Genomic DNA, 24,502 nt, shown 5'->3' with positions numbered 1-24,502 from the left:
TAAATGGTATTGGAGTGACAAATTGATTTGCCAAATCACTCATATCTGAGCGTCTCCGCCGGATTGGTATTGGCAATCTTCACGATGATTACACTCACACTCATGATGGCAATCACGACTAGCGTAATGGCTGAGATCAAGAATGGGAGGGCACCAATGCTGGTTTGGTACGAAAACTCCTGTACCCACACCTGCATGATCCAGTAGCCTACCGGTAGCCCGAAGACCAACGCAATGCCTATCAGTTTCAGGAACTGGAACAGCACCATGCTAAAGATGTCCCACGAGCGTGCACCCATGATCTTGCGAATGCCTATGTCTTTGATGCTTTGGTTGAGCAAAGCAATAGCAAGACCAATCAAACCAATACAAGCGAGCATCAAGGCAATGGACGTGAAGATGGTAAAGATGTTAAGTGTGCGCACTTCGTCGTTGTACAGCTCTTCCAGCTGCACATCCAGAAACTCATAGGCAAAAGGTGCGGCTGCTATTCGGTCTGAATAGGCGATATTGATTTCACTGAGTGTTTTCTGGAACTGTTTGCCTTCTAGTTTAACCACCAGGTGGTTCGCGTCATACGGATCCAGGTACATGATCAGCGGCTGAATCTGTGTGTGCAGAGATTGGTAGTGGAAATCTTCTGTTACGCCAATCACTGTGCCTTGTCCGGTACGGCCACCTTGTTCCCAGGTGATGTTGGTACCAATTGGATCGTCCAGATTCAATAGTTCTGCTGCCTTTTTATTGAGGATGAATCGGTTGTCGAGTGTGTCACTGTCCTGAGCCTTATCAAACGAACGGCCTTCATTCATGGATAGGCCAAGGACTTCCAATCCGCCATAGTCCACGCCTAGTTGAGAGGCGTCAATGCGTTCATCAGGCTTTTGCGATTGGAAGATGGTTAGTTGATTGAACTGTCCACCAGGGAGGTTAGAGACAGCAGATGCTTCCTGCACACCTGGTATTTTTTTAAACTCTGTTTGCAGCGTGCGCATTTGCTCCACATCGATACCTCCAAATTCCACACTTGGGAACAAACGAATGGAGATCAATGCCTCCTGATCAAAGCCCAATTCCTTGTTTTTCATGAAGTTGAGCTGCTTCATGATGATCAGTGATGCAATAATCAGTATCGCAGACACGAAGAACTGGAACACGACCAATCCATTGCGCAAGCGTCTGCCATGGAACGAGGAAGTCAATTTACCTTTCAGTACTTCTACCGGTTTGAATTGATCCATCACCATGGCCGGATAGAGTCCAGAAAGCACAGAGATGAACAACACCGCCAAGCCGATACTGATGAGAAACCCGGGCTGGAACATGTCCGCTGCGCTGAATTTCATTTGTGCCAGGTCATTGAAGAAGGGCAGGAGCAGTAGCGATAGTCCAAACGCCATGATCGCAGCCAGTCCACAGAAAACCAGCGACTCCAGGTAAAACTGACCAGTTAAGCCAGCAGAAAGCGCACCCAACGTCTTGCGAACACCCACTTCACGAGCTCGTTCAATAGATTTGGCAGTGGTGAGGTTGATGTAGTTGATACACACAATCACCAGGATAAATGCAAGGGCTCCAGACAGAATGTAGATATACAGGATGTTGGCATTGCCTTCCAGTTCCCAACGCAAGTGAGATGTCAGGTGAATGTCTTTGATCGGTTGCAGTGTAAACTTCGCTTCTCTGTTGAGCAACCATTCCTTTTGGGATTCATTCCATGGCAGGTATCCAACCACCCATTCTGGGATTTTGGCTTCCAATACTTTCGCATCCACGCCTTCTCTGGTGCGGATGTAGTTGAAGTGGCCAAAATCTTTCCATGTCAACCACGGATTGTCAGGATTGATGGCTTTGACCGTGACATAAGAGATCAACCCGGTAAAGTGAAAGTGCGAACGTGCGGGTAGATCTTCCACCACAGCAGCCACCGCAATGGACCAATCGTCCATATTGAGTTCCTTGCCTATCGGGTTGGTGTTGCCAAAGAATTTCTTAGCAGTCGATTGGGAGATGACCAGGTTAAAAGGTTTCTTCAGCGCATCTTCATCACCCAAAATGACTTTCAGTTGGAATACATCCAGAAACGTGGAGTCCACATAAAAGAAGTCGCGCTCCACAAAGTGAATGTTCTCCTCCAGGTTCTCCACACGAACAGCCTGACGCGTAAGTCCCGGTCCATACATCGGAGAGATGGAGGTAGCTGCCACCACTTCCGGAAAGTCTGCCTTCATGGCTGGTGCCATGGGATGCGGTGTTCGTGTTTGTGGGTTTTCGTTGATCCAGGCCACCCGATAGATTTCTTCATAATTCGGAATCTCCTGGTCGTAGGAGGTATGCTCCTGAATAAACAAATAGATCAGTATGCTACAGGTAAACCCAACGGTTAACCCAAAGATATTGATGAGTGAAAAGAGCTTGTTTCTGCCTGTTCGGCGAAGGAATACTTTAAAGAAATTGGTGAACATGATGTTTTGAGCTTTTGATGTTAAACCATGTCTCAAAACACGTGTATTCGTATTTAAATCAGTGTTTTTCCGATCGGGCAGACGTTCGTCCCGATAAGTCAGTACGTCCTTTGACGCTCTAAATTCGCTTGGAGTGAGCTCTGTTTGCTTCTTGAAGGCGGTATTGAATGCCGACTTGGAATTGTACCCAACCATCGTTGCGATGGTCTCTATTTTGGTGTTCTCATGCTCTTTGGATTTGAGCAGTTTCTTGGCTTCTCGAATGCGGTATTGGGTAATCAGATCCTGGAAGCTCTGCTTGCGTGACTCGTTCAATACCTGGGAAAGATGATGGGTGGTCGTTTGTAAAGAATCCGCTAGTGAGGACAAGGAGATTTCACTGTTCAGGTAAAATTGCTCTTCGTGAATCAATTGATCCAACTTGGACAAGATGTGTGCTTTCTGATTCGCCGTAAGTGTAGACTTCTGGTACTTGGTGCCTAATGGCAATGGAGAAAGGAACTCCGATTCTTTGGCCAACTGAAACAGCACCGTGAAGAATTGAAATAAAACAGTCAATGGAATGATCCAATTCGGTGCTACTTGCCAAATCGATAAGGTGATCAATACTCCGAAGAGGAGGTGAAATAAGGTGAAGTTTCGGATCCAACGCAATCGGGAACCGGGATTGATGAACCACTGAATGCCACGGGACTGGCCTTCTTTCTTGAACAGGCGTTGCGTTGCGAGAAGCGCGATGATCCAGAAAACAGGAAGTCCATAATTAAGGATCACTAAAACATTATCTAGAAATAGAGAAAGTGGAATCGTTAAAAGAAGAATCAAAAAAGGATACCAACTGACTCGTGTCTTCTGTGTAAAGAAGGTGGCCACGTATCGCCAAAGGGCAATAAAGATCAGAATCGTTGCATTGATTTGAATGGCCGGACTCTGAGGAACAGGAAGAACTGACCCAACCAGTAGGATGATAGACCCGGCAACCACCAAACTTAGTGAATTACTCGCCGGATACTTGTTCAAAAGTAGTAGAACCAACAGAAAGCCACCCTGAAGCACACAGCTCAGCGCAAGTATTTCGGGCCACGGTAAATTGATCCATTGATTCATGGCTTGAAATTACAGGATTCCCTCGAAATAGATTGGGTTTGTGATTAACGAAACTCCTTCATCATGCGATTGGCAAAGACAAAATCATCCAGTTCTTTCACACCAGAGTGGGTAATGTCTTTGTTAGAGCCTTCCCAAAGTTTCAAACCTTTGTACAGGAAGATCACTTTTTGGCCGATCTCGATTACTGAGTTCATATCGTGTGTTACCACCACAGTAGTGATACCGTACTCATCGGTGATTTCTTTGATCAGCTCATCGATCACCATACTGGTTTGTGGATCTAAACCGGAGTTGGGTTCGTCACAGAAGAGGTAATTTGGTTTGTTAACAATCGCACGAGCGATGCCTACACGCTTTTTCATACCACCAGATATCTCAGCTGGCATTTTATTATTGACATTAGCCATCCCTACACGATCCAGACAGAAGTTTACACGTTCTATTTTTTCTTCCTTGGACATGTCTGTCAACACATCTAATGGAAACATAATGTTTTGCTCCACCGTCTTACTATCGAATAGGGCAGAGCCTTGAAACAACATACCAATCTCCCGACGAATTTCACTTTGATCTTTCTTATCTCCAGAGGTGAAGTCACGATTGTCATACAAGATCTTTCCAGAGTCTGGCTGGATCAATCCCACAATGTTTTTGAGCAATACTGATTTACCAGTACCACTGGAACCGATAATCAGATTACATTTTCCATCCTCAAAAGTTGCACTAACACCTTTGAGTACCTCTTTGTCATTGAACGACTTCTTTATGTCTTGAATTTCGATCATCCGAGTAACAATTGTGCTAGTAAGTAATCAGCTAAAAGTATGGCAATACAGCTATTGGTCACAGCAGCGGTAGAAGATTTACCAACTTCCAAAGCACCACCTGTAGTGAAATAGCCCTTGTATGCAGAAATGGATGCTACCAACAAGGCGAAAACAAACGCCTTAATTAGAGCGAAGGTGATATTGAACTCAATGAATTCGTATCTGATACCATAAATGTAATCGTGGCCAGAAATGATTCCCGTTGCAATACTGGTTAAGTAACCACCATAGATACATAGGAACCCAGACATCACCACGAGCATTGGGTACATCAATACGGAAGCGATGATCTTCGGAAGCACCAAATAAGAAGTAGAGTTGATCCCCATTACTTCCAGCGCATCTATTTGTTCGGTGATACGCATGGTTCCAAGTTCCCCGGCAATGTTGGAACCCACTTTTCCGGCATAAACAATCGCAATGATCGTAGGAGAGAGCTCCAATACGGTCATGTCTCGTACCACAAGAGAGATTACATAGTCAGGAATGAATGGGCTGACGAGGTTGTATGCAGTTTGCACAGTTACTACCGCTCCCATAAAGACCGACACAATGGTGACGATGAAAAGTGAGTTGTATCCCACCTTTATACATTCATCAATTACCAGTGATACGTAAGTCTTGAAGCTTTCTCTTCGGACAAATAACTGTCCGGCAAAAATCAAAAATTTTCCGAGTGACTTCATTCAGTTTTCCCTTGCTTCAGATGTGTTAGCTTTGCCGAAATTAATAAGAACATATTAAACCAGCGTGTTCACAAAGATTAAAGAATTAAAACGAAGAATTGTTTGAAGTATTTCTAACAATATTTTTCAACAGAAGATAACTAGGTATGGCTGAGAATAAAGACAAATTAGTAGTTGTTACGGGTGGAACGAAGGGAATTGGACGTGCAATCGTGGAAAAATTCGCTTCTGAGGGCTATACCGTGGCTACTTGTTCTAGAAATGAAGGCGATCTTGATAGCTTAAAAGAGACGGTAGAAGCTCAATACGGCAATAAGGTGATGATCAGCGTAGCGGATTTATCCAAAAAGGATGGCGTAAAGAGCTTTGTAGAATTCGTTCGACTGACCGGAAAACCGGTTGAAGTACTGGTTAATAACACAGGTAAATTTATTCCTGGAACCATTCATGAGGAGGATGAAGGTTCGCTAGAAGCCATGATTGAAACCAACTTATACAGTGCTTACCGTTTAAGCAGAGGGATTATTCCGGACATGAAAAAGCGTAAATCTGGTCACATTTTTAATATGTGCTCGATTGCCAGTATTACGGCTTATGCCAATGGCGGTTCTTATTCCATTAGCAAGTTTGCGATGTATGGCATGAGCAAAGGGTTACGGGAAGAGTTGAAGGAATTCGGTGTTCGAGTGACCTCTGTGATGCCTGGAGCTACCTTAACAGCCAGTTGGGAAGGAGTGGACATTCCTGAAGAGCGCTTTATGAAATCGGAAGATGTAGCGGAGATGGTCTATACGACCTACATGCTAAGTGATCGTACAGTTGTTGAAGATCTAGTCATTAGACCACAATTAGGAGATCTTTAATAGGATTGAATAGGTTTTTCAAGTCACTTGAAATTTACCCCATTCCTAAAGGTAGAAAGTTAATTGACCGTTTTGGGAAGTGAGGAGTAATTGGAAGAGTAAATACTTTAAAACGAAAAACCATTTTGATTTGAAATACCTGAGTGGTTTACCCTATTAGGGTAACTTTTATACTTAATTTGTGTTTAGGTAGTTACTTGTCAATAAGTCGTAAGTGGAATGTGTCAGAGCACTTACTTATTGGCATTTAGTAAAGTGAAGAACCAACATGATATTGAATTCAACTTTAGTTGATAAATCCAAAATAGACCTATGAACCCAGAGGCTAACCTCGAGCAAAAGGAAGTTGATTTTTGTGCTAGTCTGACGAGCTATCAGCGTCGCAAGACTTTAGAAGTGAAGATTGGTAAAACCCCTTTGGGTGGCGATAATCCTATTCGTGTGCAGTCCATGACGACTGTAGATACTATGGATACGGAAGGGTCTATTGCGCAAACTTTGAGAATGGTGGAAAGCGGTTGCGAATACGTTCGTATTACTGCCCCAAGTATCAAAGAAGCCCAAAACCTGGAGTCAATTCGGGAAGGTCTGAGAACACAAGGTTGTGAAGTACCCTTAGTGGCAGACATACACTTTACACCAAACGCAGCGGAACTGGCAGCCAAGATCGTTGAAAAGGTTCGTGTCAATCCCGGTAACTACGCAGACAAAAAGAAATTTGAAGAAATAGAGTATACAGACGAGTCGTATCAGGCAGAACTCGATCGGATTCGTGAGAAGTTTACTCCTTTAGTAGAAATCTGTAAGGAGCATGGTACTGCCATGCGAATCGGAACCAATCATGGTTCACTTTCGGATCGAATCATGAGCCGATACGGAGATACACCACTTGGTATGGTGGAGTCTGCTTTGGAGTTTATCCGCATTTGTGAAGACCTGGAGTATTACGATATCGTGGTTTCCATGAAGTCCTCCAACCCTCAAGTGATGGTCCAAGCTTACCGTTTGTTGGTGAAGATGTTGGATGAAGAAGGGTTGAAGCCATATCCGTTGCACCTGGGCGTAACTGAAGCCGGTGAAGCAGAAGATGGCCGTATCAAAAGTGCAGTTGGAATTGGGACGTTGCTAGAAGATGGGTTAGGAGATACCGTAAGAGTTTCACTCACTGAAGAACCAGAGGTGGAGGCGCCTGTTGCCAAAATCATGGTGGATCGTCTCAACTCTCGTACAGGTCATGCTGCTATTCCTGAGGAGGATTTTAGTTTATACAACCCATATGAATATCAGAAAAGAGCAACCACGGAAGTTTTGAACTTTGGTGGTGATAATGTGCCTCGTGTCATTGCGGATTTTTCGCATTTGGAGGAGGTCACCGTTAAAGACTTAAAGTCAATTGGACATTTCTACTTACCAGAACTGGACAAGTGGACCATGAACGATCTGGGATGTGACTATGTGTATTCAGGAAGTCAGCCGATCAGTTTCATGTTGCCAAATGGATTGAAAGAAATACTTGATTACACTGCCTGGGAAACGGTTAAAGGCGATGCGAATAAATTTCCATTACTCACTGTCAATCAGCTAAGTAACGAGCTTCATCCAAAATTGAACTTCGTTATAGCAGATACCACAGAGTTATCTCCAGAAGTGGTTCAGGAAATTAAGGGTAATGATACCCTCGTGTTGTTGTTGAAGACAACCAATCAGCATGCATTGGCGGACTTAAGAAGAGCATTTGTACATCTGATGAATCATCAGGTGACAAATCCAGTGGTGATCCAGCGTACGTATGAAGATCTGGGTGATGATGCGATAATGATGTTCCCTGCCACAGATATGGGAGGGTTGTTGATTGATGGTTTTGGAGATGGAGTAATGTTGGGAATGGATAACATTTCTACAGATAAAGAAACCTATCTGGACAAAGCAAAAGCGTACAACAACATCCTTTTTGGAGTATTACAAGCAGCACGAACCAGAATCACTAAAACAGAATACATCTCTTGTCCGTCATGTGGTCGTACATTGTTTGACTTACAAGAGACAACTGCAATGATTCGTAAACGTACCGATCACCTGAAAGGTGTGAAAATCGGAATCATGGGTTGTATTGTAAACGGACCAGGTGAGATGGCAGATGCCGATTATGGCTATGTGGGGTCGGGTAAAGGGAAGATTACTCTTTATAAAGGCCAGGAAGTGATGAAAAGAGGTGTGCCATCAGAGCGCGCTCTGGATGAATTGATCGAGTTGATCAAGGACGATGGCAAGTGGTTGGAACCACAACAAGTGATGACTGAATAATTACAAAGATATGGCTGAAGAGCAAACTAATGAGGAGAAGAAGGAAGTGGGTTATTACTTTGATTTCAAAGAAGTATTGACGTATTTTTTCCGCAAGAAAGATCCGAATAGACCGAGTAATATCAACATCAAAATGATGCACGGCATCAATAAGATCTCTATGTTGATGTTTTTGATTTGTGTGATTGTGATCATTGTACGGTTTATCATGAGATCATAAACTGAATTATTAATGAATATTGAATCCTACCGAGAATATTGTATTTCCAAACCAGGCGTCACAGAAGGGTTTCCTTTTGACGAAGCCACGCTCGTATTTAAAGTGATGGGAAAAATGTTCGCCTTAGCTGATGTGGATGATTTTGTGAGCATGAATCTTAAGTGTGATCCAGAGACAGCTGTGGAATTGCGTGAGCAATACGAGCATACTGTTTTACCGGGATATCACATGAATAAAAAGCACTGGAATACGGTTATGGTAGATGGTGCATTCAATGATCAGGAGCTTAAAAAATGGATTGACCATTCCTATGATCAGGTAGTCAAAACATTACCAAAAAAGCTGAAAGAAGAGCTTAATAACTTATGAAAACCCTTTATTTATTGTTGTCGCTTGGATTGTTCTCATGTGAGAATGAGCCCGTTAGAACTATTCAGCAGAACGAGGATACCCGAGACTCTAATATTAACCAAGATCAGAACGAAATGGATACATTGACCTATTTGGCCTTAGGCGATTCTTATACCATAGGAGAAAGCGTAGACGTTTCCGAAAGATGGCCTGTTCAGTTAGTTATGCAACTAAAAGATCTGGAAATTCCAATGAGCGACCCTCAAATCATTGCTACGACTGGCTGGACAACAGATGAGTTGTTGAAAGGAATAGAAGCAGCTGATACTAAAGAATCGTATGATTTGGTGTCTTTGTTGATAGGAGTGAATAATCAATATCGCGGCTATCCGATAGAGCAACAAAAGGAGGAGTTTGAGGTACTTCTTAAGAAGGCTATCCAATTTGCTAATATGGATACAGCCAGGGTTTTTGTGGTCAGTATTCCAGATTGGGGAGTAACGCCATTTGCGGAAGGTAGAGATCAGGAAAAGATTGCTACGGAAATCGATGCATACAATCAAGTGAATCAAACGATCTGTGAAAACTACGGTGTTAAATACTTTGATATTACTCCAATATCGCGAAAAGCTGCTCAGGATGAATCGCTTGTAGCGCTAGATGGCCTGCATCCATCTGGTAAAATGTATACCGAATGGGTAGAATTAATCTTCCCCTGGGTAGAGGAAATCTTTGTTGAGTGATATATCATTCGGTTCTTTATTAGCGTTATTCTTTCACTATTGTAGAAATAGTCCTATTTTTAGGGCTGTCAAACAGGCTGTTATCACCTTCGTATGAGGCAAATTGTTGTATTCCTCGCCATTGTGTTGTGCTTATCGGCTTGCCGAGATAAGGTGATATGCCCTGCATTTCAGAGTACATACATACTCGACGATTCCGTAAGAACCATTTATTATTCCTATTTGTGGCGTTTAGACGAAGATGAGCGAATGTCTTATTTAGCTCAACAGCAGCCTAAAATGGATACAAGTAGATCGATGGCTAATGACACCACAGCCGTAGGTGGGCCTGCACTTGCTTCTGCTTCTAATGAAATTGATTACTGGGCTTATGTGGCACAATACAAGGTGCCTGAGCGTGAAGTAAATAAGAACAAGTTCGGTATGGTGAAATATGAACCGTACTGGCTAAAGAACTATCGTCAGCGTACAGCTCCTATGGAAAATGTGCTGACTCCACCTGAACCACCGATCATTCCTGCTGATACCATGAAGGATGTTGGGGAGTTCGTAGCTTCTGATTTCTCTGATTCAGTGGCAATGGACTCCATGTCTCTAGCAGCGCAGTTGGACGTACAGATTGATAGTACCAGTCTAGCAGAGGAGGATTCGTTTGATCTTCCGTCGTTCCCACCAATTGCTAAGATGGCTGAGAAGAAGGAAAAACCAGAAACCAAATGGTTATACCGTTACGATCCTAAAGATGAAATGCTGAACGTAGAACAACAGTACTACAACAAGTACTTTGGAGATCAACTCTACGTAAAAGTGGTTAAAAACCCTGCGCCAGTTGATACTACAGGTGTTGAAGAAAAAGGAGGATTCTTCAAAAACCTCTTTAGCTTCCTTAATAAACCGAAATCTGTAGCATCGGATAGTCTCAGTACCGAAGAACAGGTGCCTGTCTTAGAAGAAAAACCTCTGGAGGAGGAACCTGATTCAGAAGAAGACGGATTTTAAATAAACAATCTCGGCTTTATTTTCTTTTTTCCTGATTTGGTTTGAGTGATTCCCAGTACAACAAGGAAACTTGTGAATAGCATCACAGATAAGGCGGTAATAATCTTTTTCATTTTATGCGGTGGTTTTGCTGTAAAACTAACTTATTGATAGTCAGTGAGCAATACCACAAAATAGGGATTTACATCCTCACATCTTCTTCAAAGTCGATCGGTACCTTCTTAACATATCCATACAAACCAACCTTGATGTAACCTTTGTAATGCACTCTGACTGGTTTGCCTCCAAGTACAGAGATAATTCCATTTAATAATCCCAGATCACGAATGTTGAATGACGCTTTCAATGGAACAGAGAAGTAGTCATTGGCTGGAATTTTGAATTTCATGTCCTGATCTATTTTACCTACTATACGATCATCCACCTCAATGTCGATCATCACTTGCTTCAACTTGATGCTTTGATCATTTGGGTTATAGAATTTAGCATTTGCTGAAAGCACTGCTTCTTTGCCTGTCACTTTACTGACTTTGACATTTTCCATGGCAATGAATTCCGGTTCCTGATCCGGACGACCACATTGAGTAAGCAGTAAAACAGCTATAAACGGTAGGATGAAATATCTCATAATTGCGAAAGTAATTAACTAACGACTCTTATAACATCTATTGTGCCAATAGCCTTGATGTTATTGATTAATTAATCGCAAAGCCTCTCTTTGGCTAAGGGATTGTAGTTTGGTAGTGTTGCAGAATTGGATCACCCAGGTTGGGTTGGTTTTACCATATTCACGAAGTGCCCAACCGATTGCTTTGTTGAGAAAGAACTCTTTGGTGTCCTTCAAGTGGTGAATGCAATGGGAGAGGCGCTCTGTATTGGTTTGATCCTTGTACTTCAGCTGAAAAATGAGGGTGCAGCGTTGTAGCCAAAGGTTACCTGAATCAATCCATTCTTTGATTTTTGTATCAATATATTCTGGGTGTGCTTTGAAATATGGACCCATTAAATTGACTGCAATGAAGTCCACCGTATCCCACCAGGATTTATGCGTGACCATCCATTCGTAAAGATCAATATCCGTTTCTGCGATGTTGCGTTTGTATTTTGCACACAGGTCTAATCCGAAGTGATGAAATTCCCTTTGATCCTGATTCCACAATTCATGTATGATCTCAGCAAGTTCTTCTTTAGTCGGTAACGCTTCTCGGGTTAGGAGATGCTTGGAAACCGTTCTTCTTACCGGTGATTTAATGCCAAAATGTTCAAATAAGTTCTTTAAATAAGCTTTTTGCTGATGTGCAATGCCTTCATTGGCATATTCAGTATAGATGGATCGAAGCTCTTCTACGTAAGGGTTCAACACATGATTTGTTCAAAGAACCCACCAATCTTATTTTCTCGATCTACGAAATGAATTTCTAATATCCAATGTCTGGTATTGCCATTGGCATCCTTTGCGATCATATCGTTGTGATTGCTAGGGTGAACGTACAATTTGAAGTTTTCTGGAACTATGCGCTCATGTGGAAATTTTCCAATGAGGTGACCACCAATTTGTCCACCAAACTCCCAACCCAATCGCTTGGCTAGAATTTCCAGGTACTTATAGAACTCAGCTCCGGTAATGTAAGTATGCTGGAGAAACCACTCCTGAGCCTCATACCATGCATCTTCCACATCTTGCTTGAGTGTGAGTTTACGTTCATCGTTACCGATTACGTAAGTACGTCCATAGTCAGCTTCAAAGTCTTTGAATATTGGTCCGAAATCCACAAAAACGATATCATCTTCCTGAATAGTCAGGTTAGGTGGATTTTCATCATATGGATGAAGGGTATTTGCTCCTGCTCTTACAATACGCTTATGCCAGTATTTTTCAATACCGAACATTTTCTTAGCCAGATCGAAAATCTCCTGATTGACCTCTTTTTCGGTCTTCCCAGGAACTATGATATTTTCGTTTTCAACGGCAAGAAAAAGTTGCTCAGCTTTTTGTTCAGCCAGATCTAGCTTTGCCTTCACTTCGGACATACTTTCTTCATTCATCAATTGGTGATATGAAGATAGGCATAAATATATCAACTGAAGCTATTACTAGATTAACTTCAAAATATACTGGATTAAGGCTGCAATCACTTCGCTGAATTTTCAAAGAGGTGCTTTGCGTAGTTAATATTTAGCTCATCCATGTAGGGTTGTATGTTATTTAACCTTAGGACGAAATCCTGATAATCTCTGTTCTCAACCTTTGGAGACCATAAAACTTCAGATAAAGCGATAGCTCGAGGGTAGACCATGTACTCTGCATGTGGTCCGTCTAGTATATATTCTGTCCAAACGTTACATTGAGCACCTAGTACATGTTTGGCTTGCTCTGCTGATAGCTCCGCAGGAATAGGTTCGTAGCTGTATACTTTCTCCACAGTGGTCATCTGACCTGGGAAGGCAAGAGGTTCGCCTTCAGGACCTGCTTGATAGTAATCAAAATAACACCATCCAGTAGGAGTCATGATGACATCATGATCTTGCTTAGCTGCTTCAATACCACCAGCTTCACCTCTCCAGCTCATTACTACTGCATTAGGAGCAAGGCCGCCTTCCAATATTTCATCCCAGCCAATCATGGACTTACCCTTTTCGTTTAGGTATTTTTCCATGCGCTGAACAAAATAAGACTGCAATTCATGCTCATCAGCAAGACCTTCGTCTTGAATTCTTTTTTGGCAATGCGGACAAGTCTTCCATTTGTCTTTTGGTGCTTCATCTCCACCTATATGCACGTATTTTCCAGGGAATAGTGGTAATACTTCGTCAAATACATCTTGTAAAAACTCGAAGGTAGTTTCTTTTCCTGCACAGTAAATGTCTGGGAATACTCCCCATGTTTTGGAAGTAGCATAAGGACCACCTGTACAGCCTAAATGTGGGTATGCAGTCAATGCAGCTAATGAATGACCTGGTAATTCTATTTCCGGAACGATGGTTACCTGACGTGCTGCGGCATAAGCAACTACATCTTTTACTTCTTCCTGCGTATAGTATCCTCCATACTTCTCTCCGTCGTATTTTTCATTTTCACGATCATGAGATGAAGCATGACCAATAACTGTTCCATCTCTATATGCAGCTTTCGTTTGAAGCTCAGGGTATTTTTTAATCTCAATTCTCCAACCTTGATCTTCTGTTAAGTGCCAGTGGAACGTGTTGAATTTAAAATGAGACATCAAGTCCACATATCTTTTTACAAATTCTACAGGAAACATGTGACGTCCTACATCTAGGTGCATTCCTCGATAACCAAATCTTGGCTCATCCTGAATGGCTAATTGTGGAAGCGACTCTTTGTTGTTTGAAATGATTTGAATCAATGATTGAACGCCATAGAATAGTCCTGCTGCTCCATCTGATTGAATGTTTATCCGATCTTCTGCAATATTAAGTGAGTAAGCTTCAGACTCAGTGTTTCCAGTCAAACTCAAAATAATGTCACCATCTGCATCAACTATTTCACTTTCGATTCTTTGCGCAGATAAATAGTCAGCTAATAACTCTGCTATTTCCAATGCAGATTCATCAGTTCCTGAGATACTTATCTTCTTTTTCAAGGTAAATGCTCCAGGCTTCATTTCTAATGAAGCTGGCTTCGGAAGAATAGTAGGTTCGGGAAGAACTTCCTGACTTTTTGTACTTGCACATGAAAAAGTAACGGCTAAAAGAGCCAAAATGAATAGGTTTTTCATCACTTGATTGTTAGGTCTGAGTGCTAAAACTAAGTAAACACATCTCAAAATCGGACATTTATCCGGAAGTAAATTCATTGACAGATAGGATATCGATACTCCTGCAAATGCGCCTTATAGAACAAATAAAGTTGTTTAGCTACAGAGCCATGTCGTATAGCTATAATATTGTGCAGGTAAAAAAATCGAGATTATTTTTAAATCATGAGGGAACTACTGATTACACTCGCTTTGATTTTGCAGCTAACCACTGCAACTGCACAATCTATTGATTTAGCATTTTGTATTGCTGCTCCAACCAAAAAAGATGTGCCACGCTTTGTCAAGTTTATCGATGAAGAACTTGGGCCAAATGGCATCAAAACACTAATTCTTCGAGTGGATTTTAATTACAAGTATGAGTCCTATCCAAATCTGAGAGATGATAACCCATTAACCAAATCGGATATTAAGAAACTGGTTGCTGTCTCAAGGAAGCATGGGATCAACTTGATTCCCCAAATTAATTTATTGGGCCATCAATCATGGGCTGAAACAACCTATGCTCTACTAACTGAATATCCGGAATTTGATGAAACGCCTAACGTGAAAATGCCTGAAAAGTATGAATGGCCAAACGATGATGGGCTTTACTGTAGAAGTTACTGTCCATTGCACCCAGAGGTTCACAAGGTGGTTTTTTCATTGGTTGATGAAATCGTAGAGGTATTTGAAGCAACAGACTTCCATGCAGGAATGGATGAAGTGTTCTATATAGGACATGAGCAATGCCCAAGATGTGCTGGTAAAGACAAGGCAGAACTATTTGCGAATGAGGTCAATAAGATTAGTGATCACTTTGCGTCAGATAGTGTGAAACTATGGATTTGGGGAGACCGATTACTGGATAAGGAGGAGACGCAATTGAGCATATGGGATGCAAGTGATAACGGAACCGCGAAAGCAATTGATCTCATCAATAAGAATGTGATGATTAATGATTGGCATTACAATGTGACTGTTCCAACACCTGCTTATTTTGTCACTAAAGGGTTTAGCGTTTATGCTTGTTTCTGGAATGTTCCGCAAGTCGCCAAAGATCAATTGACCATGATGAATACGCTTAGGAAATTGAGTTCTCCGGTATTAAAACCACAGATAACAGGAGGGATGCAGACTATTTGGGTGCCTGCTGGGTTGTTTTTAGATGCTTATTACGGAGAGTCAGACAATGACGGAGCGCTAAAACAAGTAGCTAGTTTCAATGCTATGCTGGAATGGATTGATGAAAATGATTAATCATTCCAATAAGTATTGAATAGAATGAAGCTGTCTTAAAAGGTGTCAATTCGACTTTGGAGAAATCTGTCCCGAATAATTGAATACGAGGATTCTAATGAGTAGGGGTTCTTGTTACCTCGAAATGACCAAATGAATAAACTTTTAAGACAGCTTCCTAAAACATATTATTAGATTAGAATTCTCTCCATCCTCCGCCGAGGCTTCTGTAAAGTTCTACATCTGCACCTAGCAAGCGCATTTTTGCGGCTACCAGGTTCAATTCACTATCTAGTGCTTCTCGCTGTGCAGTGATTACCTCCAGGTAATTTGCTAGCCCACTTCTAAAAAGCATATTAGCATCTTTAACTGCACGCTGAGCTGCTTCTACACGTTCTTGCGCCAGGGCTAGTTCTTCTTTAAGTTTATCAATCGCTATGAGTGCATTGGATACTTCATTGGTAGCCTGAATGAATTTATCTCTGAATTTTAGCTCAGCAATTTCCTTTTCCTTTAAAGCAATCTCGTAATTGGTTTTTAGCTTTCTCTGTTGGAAAATGGGCTGATATACCAAGCCATTTAATAACAAGAAACCAGAACCTGCTGGATTTAATAGTTTCTCCAGTTGAAAGGTGTTTAAGCCTAGACTTGCTCCAAGATTAATTGAAGGATAGCGCATAGCATTGGCTATTCCAGCTCTTTCATAGCTTTCTTTCAGTTCATACTCAGAAGCTGCCACATCTGGTCGATTGCTCAATAGCTCTATTGGTAGCCCAACCACATGATCTTCATCTACCATCGGTAGACTTAGATTATTCAACTCAATTGATTGAGCATGACGTCCAATCAGTCGGTTTAACTTGTTTTCCTGTCGGATAAACTCTCGTTCTAGCTGAGGAATAAGCGTTTGTGCTCTAAGTTTTTGAGAAGTTGTTTGCTTGACCGCCAATGAAGTTACTTCGCCTGCTTCATATTGTAATTCCACTATTCTCAGCGTATTGTCCAACAACACAAGGTTGTCATTGTACACGTCAATTTGAGATCTTAAATATGCTAAATAAAAGTACGTAGAAGCTATTTCAGATACCAAAGAAGTCTTTACAGCCTTTTGGAATTCCTGGGTTTTCATGTAATTGTTAAGTGCTGCTCTTTTCTGAGCACTCATTTTACCCCAGATATCCAACTCCCAGCTTAAATCTATACTGGATTCATAATCCAAACGCTCTGTATAAAAGGAGGACGGTATATTACCTTCTCCATGATTTCTACGTGCTCTGTTTGATCCCCAGTTGTTGTAGTTTTCGGAGTAATAATCTTGTCTATACTTAAAAGGAGTGAAACCTACAGATGGAAAGTAGTTGGCTTTGGATTGTTTCAGCCTGGCTTGTCCAATTTCTACGTATAGATCAGCGATTTGCAAATCAATATTGTTTTGCAAAGCCGTATCTACTAATGAGATTAAAATAGAGTCACTGAAGAACTCTGTCCATGGCATTTGTGCAATGGAAATGGTGTCTTCAAGATACTCCGTCTCATGTCCATAAAACTTGTTTGGTACGTTCAACTCTGGCTCCTGGTAAGTTTCGGTCATTTTACAACCGCCTACAGCCAATAGAAAAACGAGTATTAAATATCCTATTTGCTTCATTTGATTAATCTTCATCACCATAGTTCATACTAAATCGTTCTTCCAAAGACTGAAAGGCATACGCCAAAACTGGAATGATTAAAACTCCGAGTATAATACCTGACATCATTCCTCCAGCTGTACCAATACTTACTGATTTGTTACCCATTGCTGCAGCTCCTGATGCGAACATCAATGGAATAAGACCAACTGTAAATGCTAATGATGTCATCACAATAGATCTTAATCTTAGAGCACTTGCTTCCAGTACAGCATCTAATACAGGCCTACCGGCTTTTCGTTTTTGACTGGCGAATTCTACGATCAGAATGGCGTTTTTGGCCAATAAACCAATTAACATGATGATTCCAACCTGTACATAGGTGTTGTTGTCAATTCCTGCAATAGTAATGGCTAAGAATACACCTATGATACCAGTAGGAATAGAAAGTATCACTGCCCATGGCAACCAGAAACTTTCGTATTGAGCTGCCAGAATGAAGTAGACTAAAACAATACTCATTATGAAAATGATGGTAGAATCACCACCTGAGTTTTTCTCCTCTAAACTCATGCTGGTCCACTCGAAGCTCAAACTAGCTGGTAGTTTTGCAGCTGCTTCTTTCTCAATTGCGGTCATTACGTCACCAGTACTGTAGCCTTTAGCTGGAGTGACATTGATTTTAGCAGCGTTATACAAGTTGTACCTGTTAACTGTCTCTGGTCCAAAATCTTGTTCTAGATGCACAATTGAGTTGATAGGGACCATTTCCCCTTTATCGTTCTTTACAAATATGTTATTGAAGTCAGACGGGTTTTCTCTGAACTGAATGTCAGCCTGCATGTAAACCCCATATTGTCGACTAAATCGATTGAAATCACCAGCTTGTGTACGTCCAAAATAGGATTTGATGGTAAACATCATGTCTTTTACGCTGACGCCCAATCCTTTAGCTTTTTCATAGTCAATGATCAACTTCGTTTGAGGGAAATTGGGATTGAAAGATGTGAAGGCATTTTCAATCTGAGGCATTTGATTCAGCTTAGCAATAAATTCATTTGCCAACTGCCCAAATTCTCCCAAATCCCCATCTGATCTATCCTGAAGCATTAATTGAACCCCATCAAAATTACCAAATCCTTGTACTGTCGGTCTGGGGTAAATGTTGATGCTGGCTCCGTCAATGGCCAACATTCGCTTGGATAGCAGTTTTACAACTCCACCCATGTCCTGAACTTCGCCACGTTTATCACCATTTTTTAATCGGATATACGCCATTCCAGAAGAAGGGCTATTGGCATTGTCTACCACGTTGAAACCAGAAACAGTATTTACCATTGAAACTGAAGGTTCTAAACGTAGGAGGGAGTCTGCTTTTCTTAGAGCCGTGTTTGTTCTGTGAAGAGATGATCCTTCTGGCATTCTCAATGACATGATCAAGAAGTTGTCATCCTCCGTAGGGATGAAGCCACTTGGAGTTGTCTTCATCATTAAGAATGTTGTCACAAAAATGATCACCAATGCGGCTATTGATAGCCACATGTTCTTAATTGACCATTTAATCAATGAAATGTACTTCTCGGTTAATCGCTCGAAATAGCCATCAAATTTCTTTAGTCCAGACTTCCACTTTTGATTGGCTTTGTAGACAATACCAATTTGGCCAATCATTTGTCCCAAAGTCTGCTTGCTCTTCTGTTCTCGTTTTTTGAACATCAATCGAGTCAATACGGGGCCAAGAGTTAATGCATTTACTGCTGAAATGATTACCGCAAATATGATAGTGTAAGCAAATTCTTTATAGAAGATTCCAACAGGCCCTTCAAGGAATCCGATTGGCAAGAATACAGCTGCTATCACTATTGTAATAGAAATAATTGCTCCAGTGATTTCTTTCATTGCTGAGCTTACTGCATCTTTTGGACTCAATCCATGACTCATTTTCTCATGGATTGCCTCCATGACCACAATGGCATTATCTACTACGATACCTATGGAGAGTACCAAAGAGAACATACTCAATACGTTCATTGATACACCTACAAGGTTGAGAAAGAAGAATGTTCCTACCAAGGATATTGGAATGGATATCGCAGTGATAAACGTAATCTTAAAGTTTTGTAGGAAGATGATAACCACTAAGAATACAAGTAAAAATGCTTCAATCAATGTTTTTACTACTTGATGCATCGATTGATCGATTTGGTCTCTCACACTGTAGGTGATCTCATATCCCATTCCTGCAGGGAATAGTTTGGCCTGTTCTTCGAGAATTTGACGAACCTTTTTGTCGATCTCTACGGCGTTAGCTCCACTTAACTGTACAATATCTATGGTTACAGCCGGCTTGCCATCGAGTCGGTTTTCACTGGTATAGTTTGACGCACCAAATTCAATTCTTGCGATATCCCTTAAATGTAGAAGTGATCCTTGGTTATCCGTTTTGATGACGAGGTTTTTGTACTGATCTTCTTCATTGAAACGTCCCTCGTGTTTGATGACAATCTCAAAAAGCTCATCGGAGTTTTCACCGAATTTACCAGGGGCTGCTTCGAAATTTTGATCTAAAATCTGATTGTAGACATCACGAGGTGTTAATTCGTATAAAGCTAACTTGTTAGGATCCAGCCAAATACGCATGGCATAATCTCTAGCTCGTAGTATGGAAGCTTCTGCAAGTCCTTCGATACGTTTCAGCTCACGACGAATGTTGATTCTTGTATAAGCATTTAGGAAGGTTTCATCATACACTCCAGGTTGACTGAAGATATTGATAGTCATGATACTTCCTTTCATCCGTTTCATTACCTGGATTCCTGCAGCAGTTACTTCGGGTGGAATTCTCTCAGAAACACTAGAAATTCGGTTTTGAATCTCAACGGCTGCCTTATCTGGATCTGTACCTGGTTTGAAGTAAACAGTCACCCTACCACGACCGGAATTGGTAGCTGTAGAGTTCGCATAAGTCATGTTTGCTGTACCATTGATTGCTTCTTCTATTGGAAGCAAAACGGATTTTGCCACGGTCTCTGCATTACCACCTGGATAATAAACCTGCACACTCACACTAGGAGGGGCAATTTCGGGGAATCGTTCTACCGGAAGAGAGGTCATGCTTGTCACCCCCGCCAGAACTAGTAAAATCGAGATTACCAGCGCAAATACTGGCCTTGATATTATTTTTTCTAACATATTTTCTATCTGATTATATGATCAGGATACTATGTTCCTGAGTGAACTAGTTGGTTGTGAGTAGTGAACCACTCTTTATCGGATTGACTTTGACGCTATCGGTGAGCTTATTCAGCCCAGCGATGACAATCCGATCATTTTCAGATAAACTATTGTTAGCTATGATGTAGTCTTTACCCGATCTACCTTCAATCTGTATCTCTTTACGCTTAGTCAGGTTATTGCTGTCTAGCACAAACACAAACTTCTTGTCCTGTATAGAGATCGCAGCACTTTGTGGAATCAAAATGGCATTCGGATAAATCTGCTCCATTAGGATTTTACCTGTATTACCAGATCTAAGTAGTGTATCAGGATTGTTGAATACTGCTCTCAATGTAATAGATCCTGTGTTTCTGTTGATTTGCCCTGAGTTAGCATCAATTCTTCCAGTATGGTCATATACATAACCATCCGCCAATATAAGCTTCACATCTGGACTCATCTTCTTCGAACTAGAGTCATTCTTCATTCTTGAGTAGTACAGATAATCAGATTCACTCATAGAGAAGTACACATAGATCTTGCTTACGTTAGAAAGGATCGTTAGCGGTTCTGAATCAGTCTTTTTGATAACGTTACCTACTGATTTCGTAAATCGACCAATAAATCCACTAACAGGTGCATTGATAGTAGTAAAACCTAACTTAATCTGCATGTTGGCTTCAATAGCTTGTGCCTTTTCTAAAGAAGCTTGTGCAATTTCATAATCAGCCTCTGCTGTTTTCATCTGCACTTCGGAGATTACTTCATTGTCAATCAGCGGTTGAAGGCGGTCAAGCTCCGTTCTTGCTTTTCTCAGCTTAGCTCGTTCTAGCGCAACATTGGCCTGTGCATTTTTCAAATCCTCAATGTATGGTTGTGCGTTGATCTTGAACAGAGGTTGTCCCTTGTTGACAAAGTCTCCTTCATCTACATAGATCTCTTCCAAAATACCATCTACCTGAGGACGTATCTCAACGTCTTCAATTCCTTCTACGGAACCCAGGTATTGAAATGTGTTGGCAGCATTCTGACCTACCAGTGTTTTTACTGGTAATGGTATGCCGTTATCTTCTTCTACTTCAGGCTGACAAGCCCAGAGTAATATGCTCAATAAAACTAGAGCATATGAAGTATGAGTTTTCATAATAGAAAGGTGGTTGGGGGTCATTTTGTTAGTATGTTTTTAACGATGCTGTATTGAAGATAATAAAGGCATGTGTTAGATGCTGCTTTTATTGAAAAATTTTCATTTTGGGAATGGCCCAGAATATCATACACTTTTAGAAATCTCTGTCTTTTTCTCATTTTGAAATCCTTTTTCTCATTTTGACAATACTCTTTCTATCAAATTCGCTTGCCATTTTATCAAAATGTTTATTTCGAGTTGCTGAGGCTCGTTTTACAAGGTTGATAAGGAGTATATGCCAGATATGGCTGCAAGGATTCAGCCAATGTTGAGCTTAGCTGATGTCGGTGACATTAAATGACATTTTTTGGTTTATCTAATTGTTGAGCTGAGTGAATTTCATTTGCACCGATTGCCTTTGAATGGTGATGTAAATCTAATGGTTCTGTAACCATTTCAATATAGTCTAAGCGTATCGAGTTTTATTTTATTAGAATATACACAAGAGTTATAAAATATAAATATTAAAACGTTATGTGAAAATATGTTTTTTATGTATAACGTAATTGTTAAGAAAATTAAATAATATATGCAACGGTTGGTAAATTCATTTCTTAGATTAAATTAGTCTAAAGTTCTGTGAATATGCTGTAATGATCGATCAACTCACATCACTGAACCACTATGGAAAATTTACTAACTAAATTAAATCACTTATGAAAGCGATAAAATTCGCATGCCTAACCATGGTAGTGTGTTTACTTGCATCGTGCAGGAATGACGTGCTACTCGAAGAAAGAGGTGAGGGGCTTTATAGTTCCTCATTGAGCAGTAAACCTGCCATATTAAAATTGAGCTTTGTTGAAAATACTCAACGAAAAGCAGAGTTTGCTGAAGGTCAAGCTGTGGAGTTTGGCTTGACCTATTTAGAAGAGCCTAAATCTGAAAAAAAGCGTGTTTACTTGGAAGTATATGAAGACCTGACTTTTGGAAAGCAAGTAGAATACCTTCCAACAAATAGTGGCTTTCCTGCGGATGATTGGGAATTGCCTTCAGACATGCCAAAAGTGACCAAATTTGTTTATGTCAATGGACTTGTTCAAGGTTTTGATAAGTCTGGTAATGTCATTTTTGAAGATGCCTATGAAGATCAATACTGGATCTCTCCTGAGGAGTTTGGTAGTGCTAAGTTAGCAGCGGAGTTTGCGGTGAAGTCTTTTTATAAGCCATCAGAAGTTGCTCAAAAGGCTATTGAAATAGCGAAGAAGGGAGCTGCCAAATTTGAAGATCTAGATGAAGCGTTTCAGTTGACTAGATATCTTGATGTTGAAGTGTCATCTTCTGCAAGATCTGGTGACCAAGGGGAAGTGGTTAGAGAGGAAACATACATTTTGCCAGAGTATGGTGTAGTGTATCGTACAGAAGGCTATACCTCTTCGGGAAAACTAAAGGATATTGAACACAATTTTTACACGAAAAATGATGATGGAGTTATATATCAAGCTTCAAGTCATTATCGAAATGTTCAATATTCTGAAGCCTATGATATCTATTTCACAGAGCATTCAGATATATTCTATTCGGAATTTAAAATTGAAACCTCACTAGACCTATAATCAATTAAAACCATGAAAAATCTCTTATTAATGACCATGGCACTGGTGATGGTAGTTGTGACAAGTGCTCAAGATAGAAATGTTTTTTGGACGCATGGTTTCCAGGATAATGCTGATTTCTGGAATACGGAGTATGCTAGAGCTGAAAGAGACTACAAAATTAACTCTACAGGCTTCACGTATACAACCACGGATGGAGTTCAAGCCTATGCGAATAGAATCAAGAATGGGTCTCAGCCTGTAGCAGGAACTAATACCATTGGTATTGGGCATAGCATGGGTGGAGTTGCTCTAAGAGAAGCCGACAGAGATTATCCTAATCTTCATGGTGGATACATCACTTTTGGAACTCCACTAGATGGAGCACGACTTGCAAATGAAACGATCAATGGTACTGGTGTTACTCGTTTCATCACTCAAAGTGTTGATAACCTAAGAAGAGGGCCAATTGCCAGTTCTACTCGTAGTAAATGGCAGATTTTCAATGATGGAATTACTGATGCGATTGCAGGTGGAGGTATGAGTGTTGTAATCCGAACCTTTGCAAGTGCTGCCATATTGGATGTGACAGAAGATCTCACTGAAGGGTTTGAAGAAGCAATCACAACTAATTTTAATCCAAATAGTCAGTCGATTAAGGATTTGGCTGAAAATAGTACGTATATGAACTCTGTTAAAAGTTTCTCCAATTCTAAACCTAAAATTAAAGTTTGGGGAGATGAGGATAGTCCTGTTCATGCTCGTATGTTCGTATCAAGTATTACGCTAGATGATAATTTTGCTAACCTTTTACTAACGGCTTACAATACTGTGGCTAACTCATACAAAAGTACCGCTGATGGAATAAGTACAGGGTGGACTCCATTTTGCTGGGATTCATGTCGAGATAGAAAACGTAGAGAAAAGGAAGCTTGGAATGCAGGATATGATTACCTGAATAGAGGTTGGGAAATCGCCTGGAACGAGTTAATTGACTCAAGATATACTGAGCAATATACTACTCTAGAACAGCAGTATGTTTGTAACAATGGGTTGCCAGGACCACTTCAGGTTGCACCTATTGAAGAAGAGCCTTGTTTGATGGCAGCATCAATGACTGAAAGAATTGATTGTGATGATTGTTATTGGGTTTGGGTGGAAGTAACTCGAACCAGATGGGTAAACACTCCAAGCGATGGTTTCATTAAAAGTGGCTCTCAGAAAGGAGAGAAATCAAGTTGGGGAGGAACTACTGTTAGAATAGGGGGAGTGAATCACCTGGAAATGGGCGTACATCCAAATACGAACCTTACATTAAGAAGAGCTTTTGCTGGTCAATACGGCGGTTATTTCACAACATCAACTAGATAAA

At 40.9% G+C, this 24,502-nt stretch carries 19 protein-coding genes; 9 read left to right on the top strand and 10 right to left on the bottom strand.

Features of this window, described 5'->3' with window-relative positions; genetic code table 11:
* Positions 1–35: 35 nt before the first annotated feature.
* The 3 genes from NXS00_RS02965 to NXS00_RS02955 are packed head-to-tail and all read right to left on the bottom strand — an operon-like array spanning position 36 to position 5,088.
* Complete coding sequence (locus tag NXS00_RS02965) at positions 36–3,572, bottom strand: ABC transporter permease (RefSeq protein ID WP_258097625.1); 3,537 nt, start codon at positions 3,570–3,572, stop codon at positions 36–38.
* 44 nt (positions 3,573–3,616) lie between these two features.
* Complete coding sequence (locus tag NXS00_RS02960) at positions 3,617–4,360, bottom strand: ABC transporter ATP-binding protein (protein WP_258097624.1); 744 nt, start codon at positions 4,358–4,360, stop codon at positions 3,617–3,619.
* Positions 4,357–5,088, bottom strand: a complete 732-nt coding sequence (locus tag NXS00_RS02955; RefSeq protein WP_258097623.1) for an MlaE family ABC transporter permease — start codon at positions 5,086–5,088, stop codon at positions 4,357–4,359. Before NXS00_RS02955 ends, NXS00_RS02960 begins: the two co-directional genes overlap by 4 nt.
* Before the next feature lie 146 nt (positions 5,089–5,234).
* On the opposite strand from NXS00_RS02955, the gene NXS00_RS02950 reads away from it, so the two are divergent.
* From NXS00_RS02950 to NXS00_RS02925, 6 genes are all read left to right on the top strand, one after another.
* Entirely contained in the window at positions 5,235–5,951 is a 717-nt protein-coding gene (locus tag NXS00_RS02950; RefSeq protein ID WP_258097622.1) for an SDR family oxidoreductase, read from the top strand.
* A 312-nt stretch (positions 5,952–6,263) separates the two neighbouring features.
* Positions 6,264–8,255 (top strand): (E)-4-hydroxy-3-methylbut-2-enyl-diphosphate synthase, encoded by a 1,992-nt coding sequence (gene ispG, locus NXS00_RS02945; protein ID WP_258097621.1) that lies wholly within the window; start codon positions 6,264–6,266, stop codon positions 8,253–8,255.
* A gap of 10 nt (positions 8,256–8,265) precedes the next feature.
* Positions 8,266–8,475 (top strand): DUF6728 family protein, encoded by a 210-nt coding sequence (locus NXS00_RS02940; protein ID WP_258097620.1) that lies wholly within the window; start codon positions 8,266–8,268, stop codon positions 8,473–8,475.
* A gap of 12 nt (positions 8,476–8,487) precedes the next feature.
* Entirely contained in the window at positions 8,488–8,844 is a 357-nt protein-coding gene (locus tag NXS00_RS02935; RefSeq protein WP_258097619.1) for an MmcQ/YjbR family DNA-binding protein, read from the top strand.
* The gene (locus NXS00_RS02930; RefSeq protein ID WP_258097618.1) at positions 8,841–9,569 is read left to right on the top strand and encodes an SGNH/GDSL hydrolase family protein; all 729 of its coding nucleotides are present in this window, start codon (positions 8,841–8,843) and stop codon (positions 9,567–9,569) included. The genes NXS00_RS02935 and NXS00_RS02930 overlap by 4 nt, the downstream gene beginning before the upstream one ends.
* 93 nt (positions 9,570–9,662) lie before the next feature.
* On the top strand, positions 9,663–10,568 hold the full coding sequence (locus NXS00_RS02925; RefSeq protein WP_258097617.1) for a hypothetical protein: 906 nt from the start codon (positions 9,663–9,665) through the stop codon (positions 10,566–10,568).
* A gap of 181 nt (positions 10,569–10,749) precedes the next feature.
* On the opposite strand, the gene NXS00_RS02920 is transcribed toward NXS00_RS02925, so the two are convergent.
* The 4 genes from NXS00_RS02920 to NXS00_RS02905 all read right to left on the bottom strand — a co-directional run bounded on the left by NXS00_RS02920 (position 10,750) and on the right by NXS00_RS02905 (position 14,308).
* A complete protein-coding gene (locus NXS00_RS02920) occupies positions 10,750–11,196 on the bottom strand; it encodes an LEA/WHy family protein (RefSeq protein ID WP_258097616.1) in 447 nt (148 codons plus the stop codon).
* 60 nt (positions 11,197–11,256) lie between these two features.
* A complete protein-coding gene (locus NXS00_RS02915) occupies positions 11,257–11,931 on the bottom strand; it encodes a DNA alkylation repair protein (protein ID WP_258097615.1) in 675 nt (224 codons plus the stop codon).
* Positions 11,925–12,614: a M24 family metallopeptidase gene (locus tag NXS00_RS02910; RefSeq protein WP_258097614.1), complete on the bottom strand. Its 690-nt coding sequence runs from the start codon at positions 12,612–12,614 to the stop codon at positions 11,925–11,927. The genes NXS00_RS02915 and NXS00_RS02910 overlap by 7 nt, the downstream gene beginning before the upstream one ends.
* 86 nt (positions 12,615–12,700) lie before the next feature.
* On the bottom strand, positions 12,701–14,308 hold the full coding sequence (locus NXS00_RS02905; protein ID WP_258097613.1) for a beta-N-acetylhexosaminidase: 1,608 nt from the start codon (positions 14,306–14,308) through the stop codon (positions 12,701–12,703).
* 204 nt (positions 14,309–14,512) lie between these two features.
* Between NXS00_RS02905 and NXS00_RS02900 the strand changes: the two genes are divergently transcribed.
* Positions 14,513–15,586, top strand: coding sequence for a family 20 glycosylhydrolase (locus tag NXS00_RS02900; protein WP_258097612.1), 1,074 nt, complete (start codon positions 14,513–14,515; stop codon positions 15,584–15,586).
* 175 nt (positions 15,587–15,761) lie between these two features.
* Here the strand turns inward: NXS00_RS02900 and NXS00_RS02895 are convergent, their stop codons facing one another.
* Genes NXS00_RS02895 through NXS00_RS02885 form a run of 3 tightly spaced genes read right to left on the bottom strand, consistent with a single transcriptional unit; the run spans position 15,762 to position 21,553 of the window.
* Positions 15,762–17,228 (bottom strand): efflux transporter outer membrane subunit, encoded by a 1,467-nt coding sequence (locus tag NXS00_RS02895; RefSeq protein ID WP_258097611.1) that lies wholly within the window; start codon positions 17,226–17,228, stop codon positions 15,762–15,764.
* A complete protein-coding gene (locus NXS00_RS02890; RefSeq protein WP_258097610.1) occupies positions 17,218–20,385 on the bottom strand; it encodes an efflux RND transporter permease subunit in 3,168 nt (1,055 codons plus the stop codon). The genes NXS00_RS02895 and NXS00_RS02890 overlap by 11 nt, the downstream gene beginning before the upstream one ends.
* Before the next feature lie 46 nt (positions 20,386–20,431).
* Positions 20,432–21,553: an efflux RND transporter periplasmic adaptor subunit gene (locus NXS00_RS02885; RefSeq protein ID WP_258097609.1), complete on the bottom strand. Its 1,122-nt coding sequence runs from the start codon at positions 21,551–21,553 to the stop codon at positions 20,432–20,434.
* A 698-nt stretch (positions 21,554–22,251) separates the two neighbouring features.
* Between NXS00_RS02885 and NXS00_RS02880 the strand changes: the two genes are divergently transcribed.
* Both NXS00_RS02880 and NXS00_RS02875 read left to right on the top strand, forming a co-directional pair.
* Positions 22,252–23,151, top strand: coding sequence for a hypothetical protein (locus NXS00_RS02880; protein ID WP_258097608.1), 900 nt, complete (start codon positions 22,252–22,254; stop codon positions 23,149–23,151).
* Positions 23,152–23,163: 12 nt separating this feature from the next.
* Positions 23,164–24,501, top strand: coding sequence for a lipase family protein (locus NXS00_RS02875; protein WP_258097607.1), 1,338 nt, complete (start codon positions 23,164–23,166; stop codon positions 24,499–24,501).
* Position 24,502: the final 1 nt, after the last annotated feature.

Source organism: Marinoscillum pacificum, assembly GCF_024714495.1.
In the GTDB taxonomy this organism is placed as follows: domain Bacteria; phylum Bacteroidota; class Bacteroidia; order Cytophagales; family Cyclobacteriaceae; genus Marinoscillum; species Marinoscillum pacificum.
Note: the sequence above shows the minus strand (reverse complement) of the source record. Positions and strands in the feature narration are given on the sequence as shown.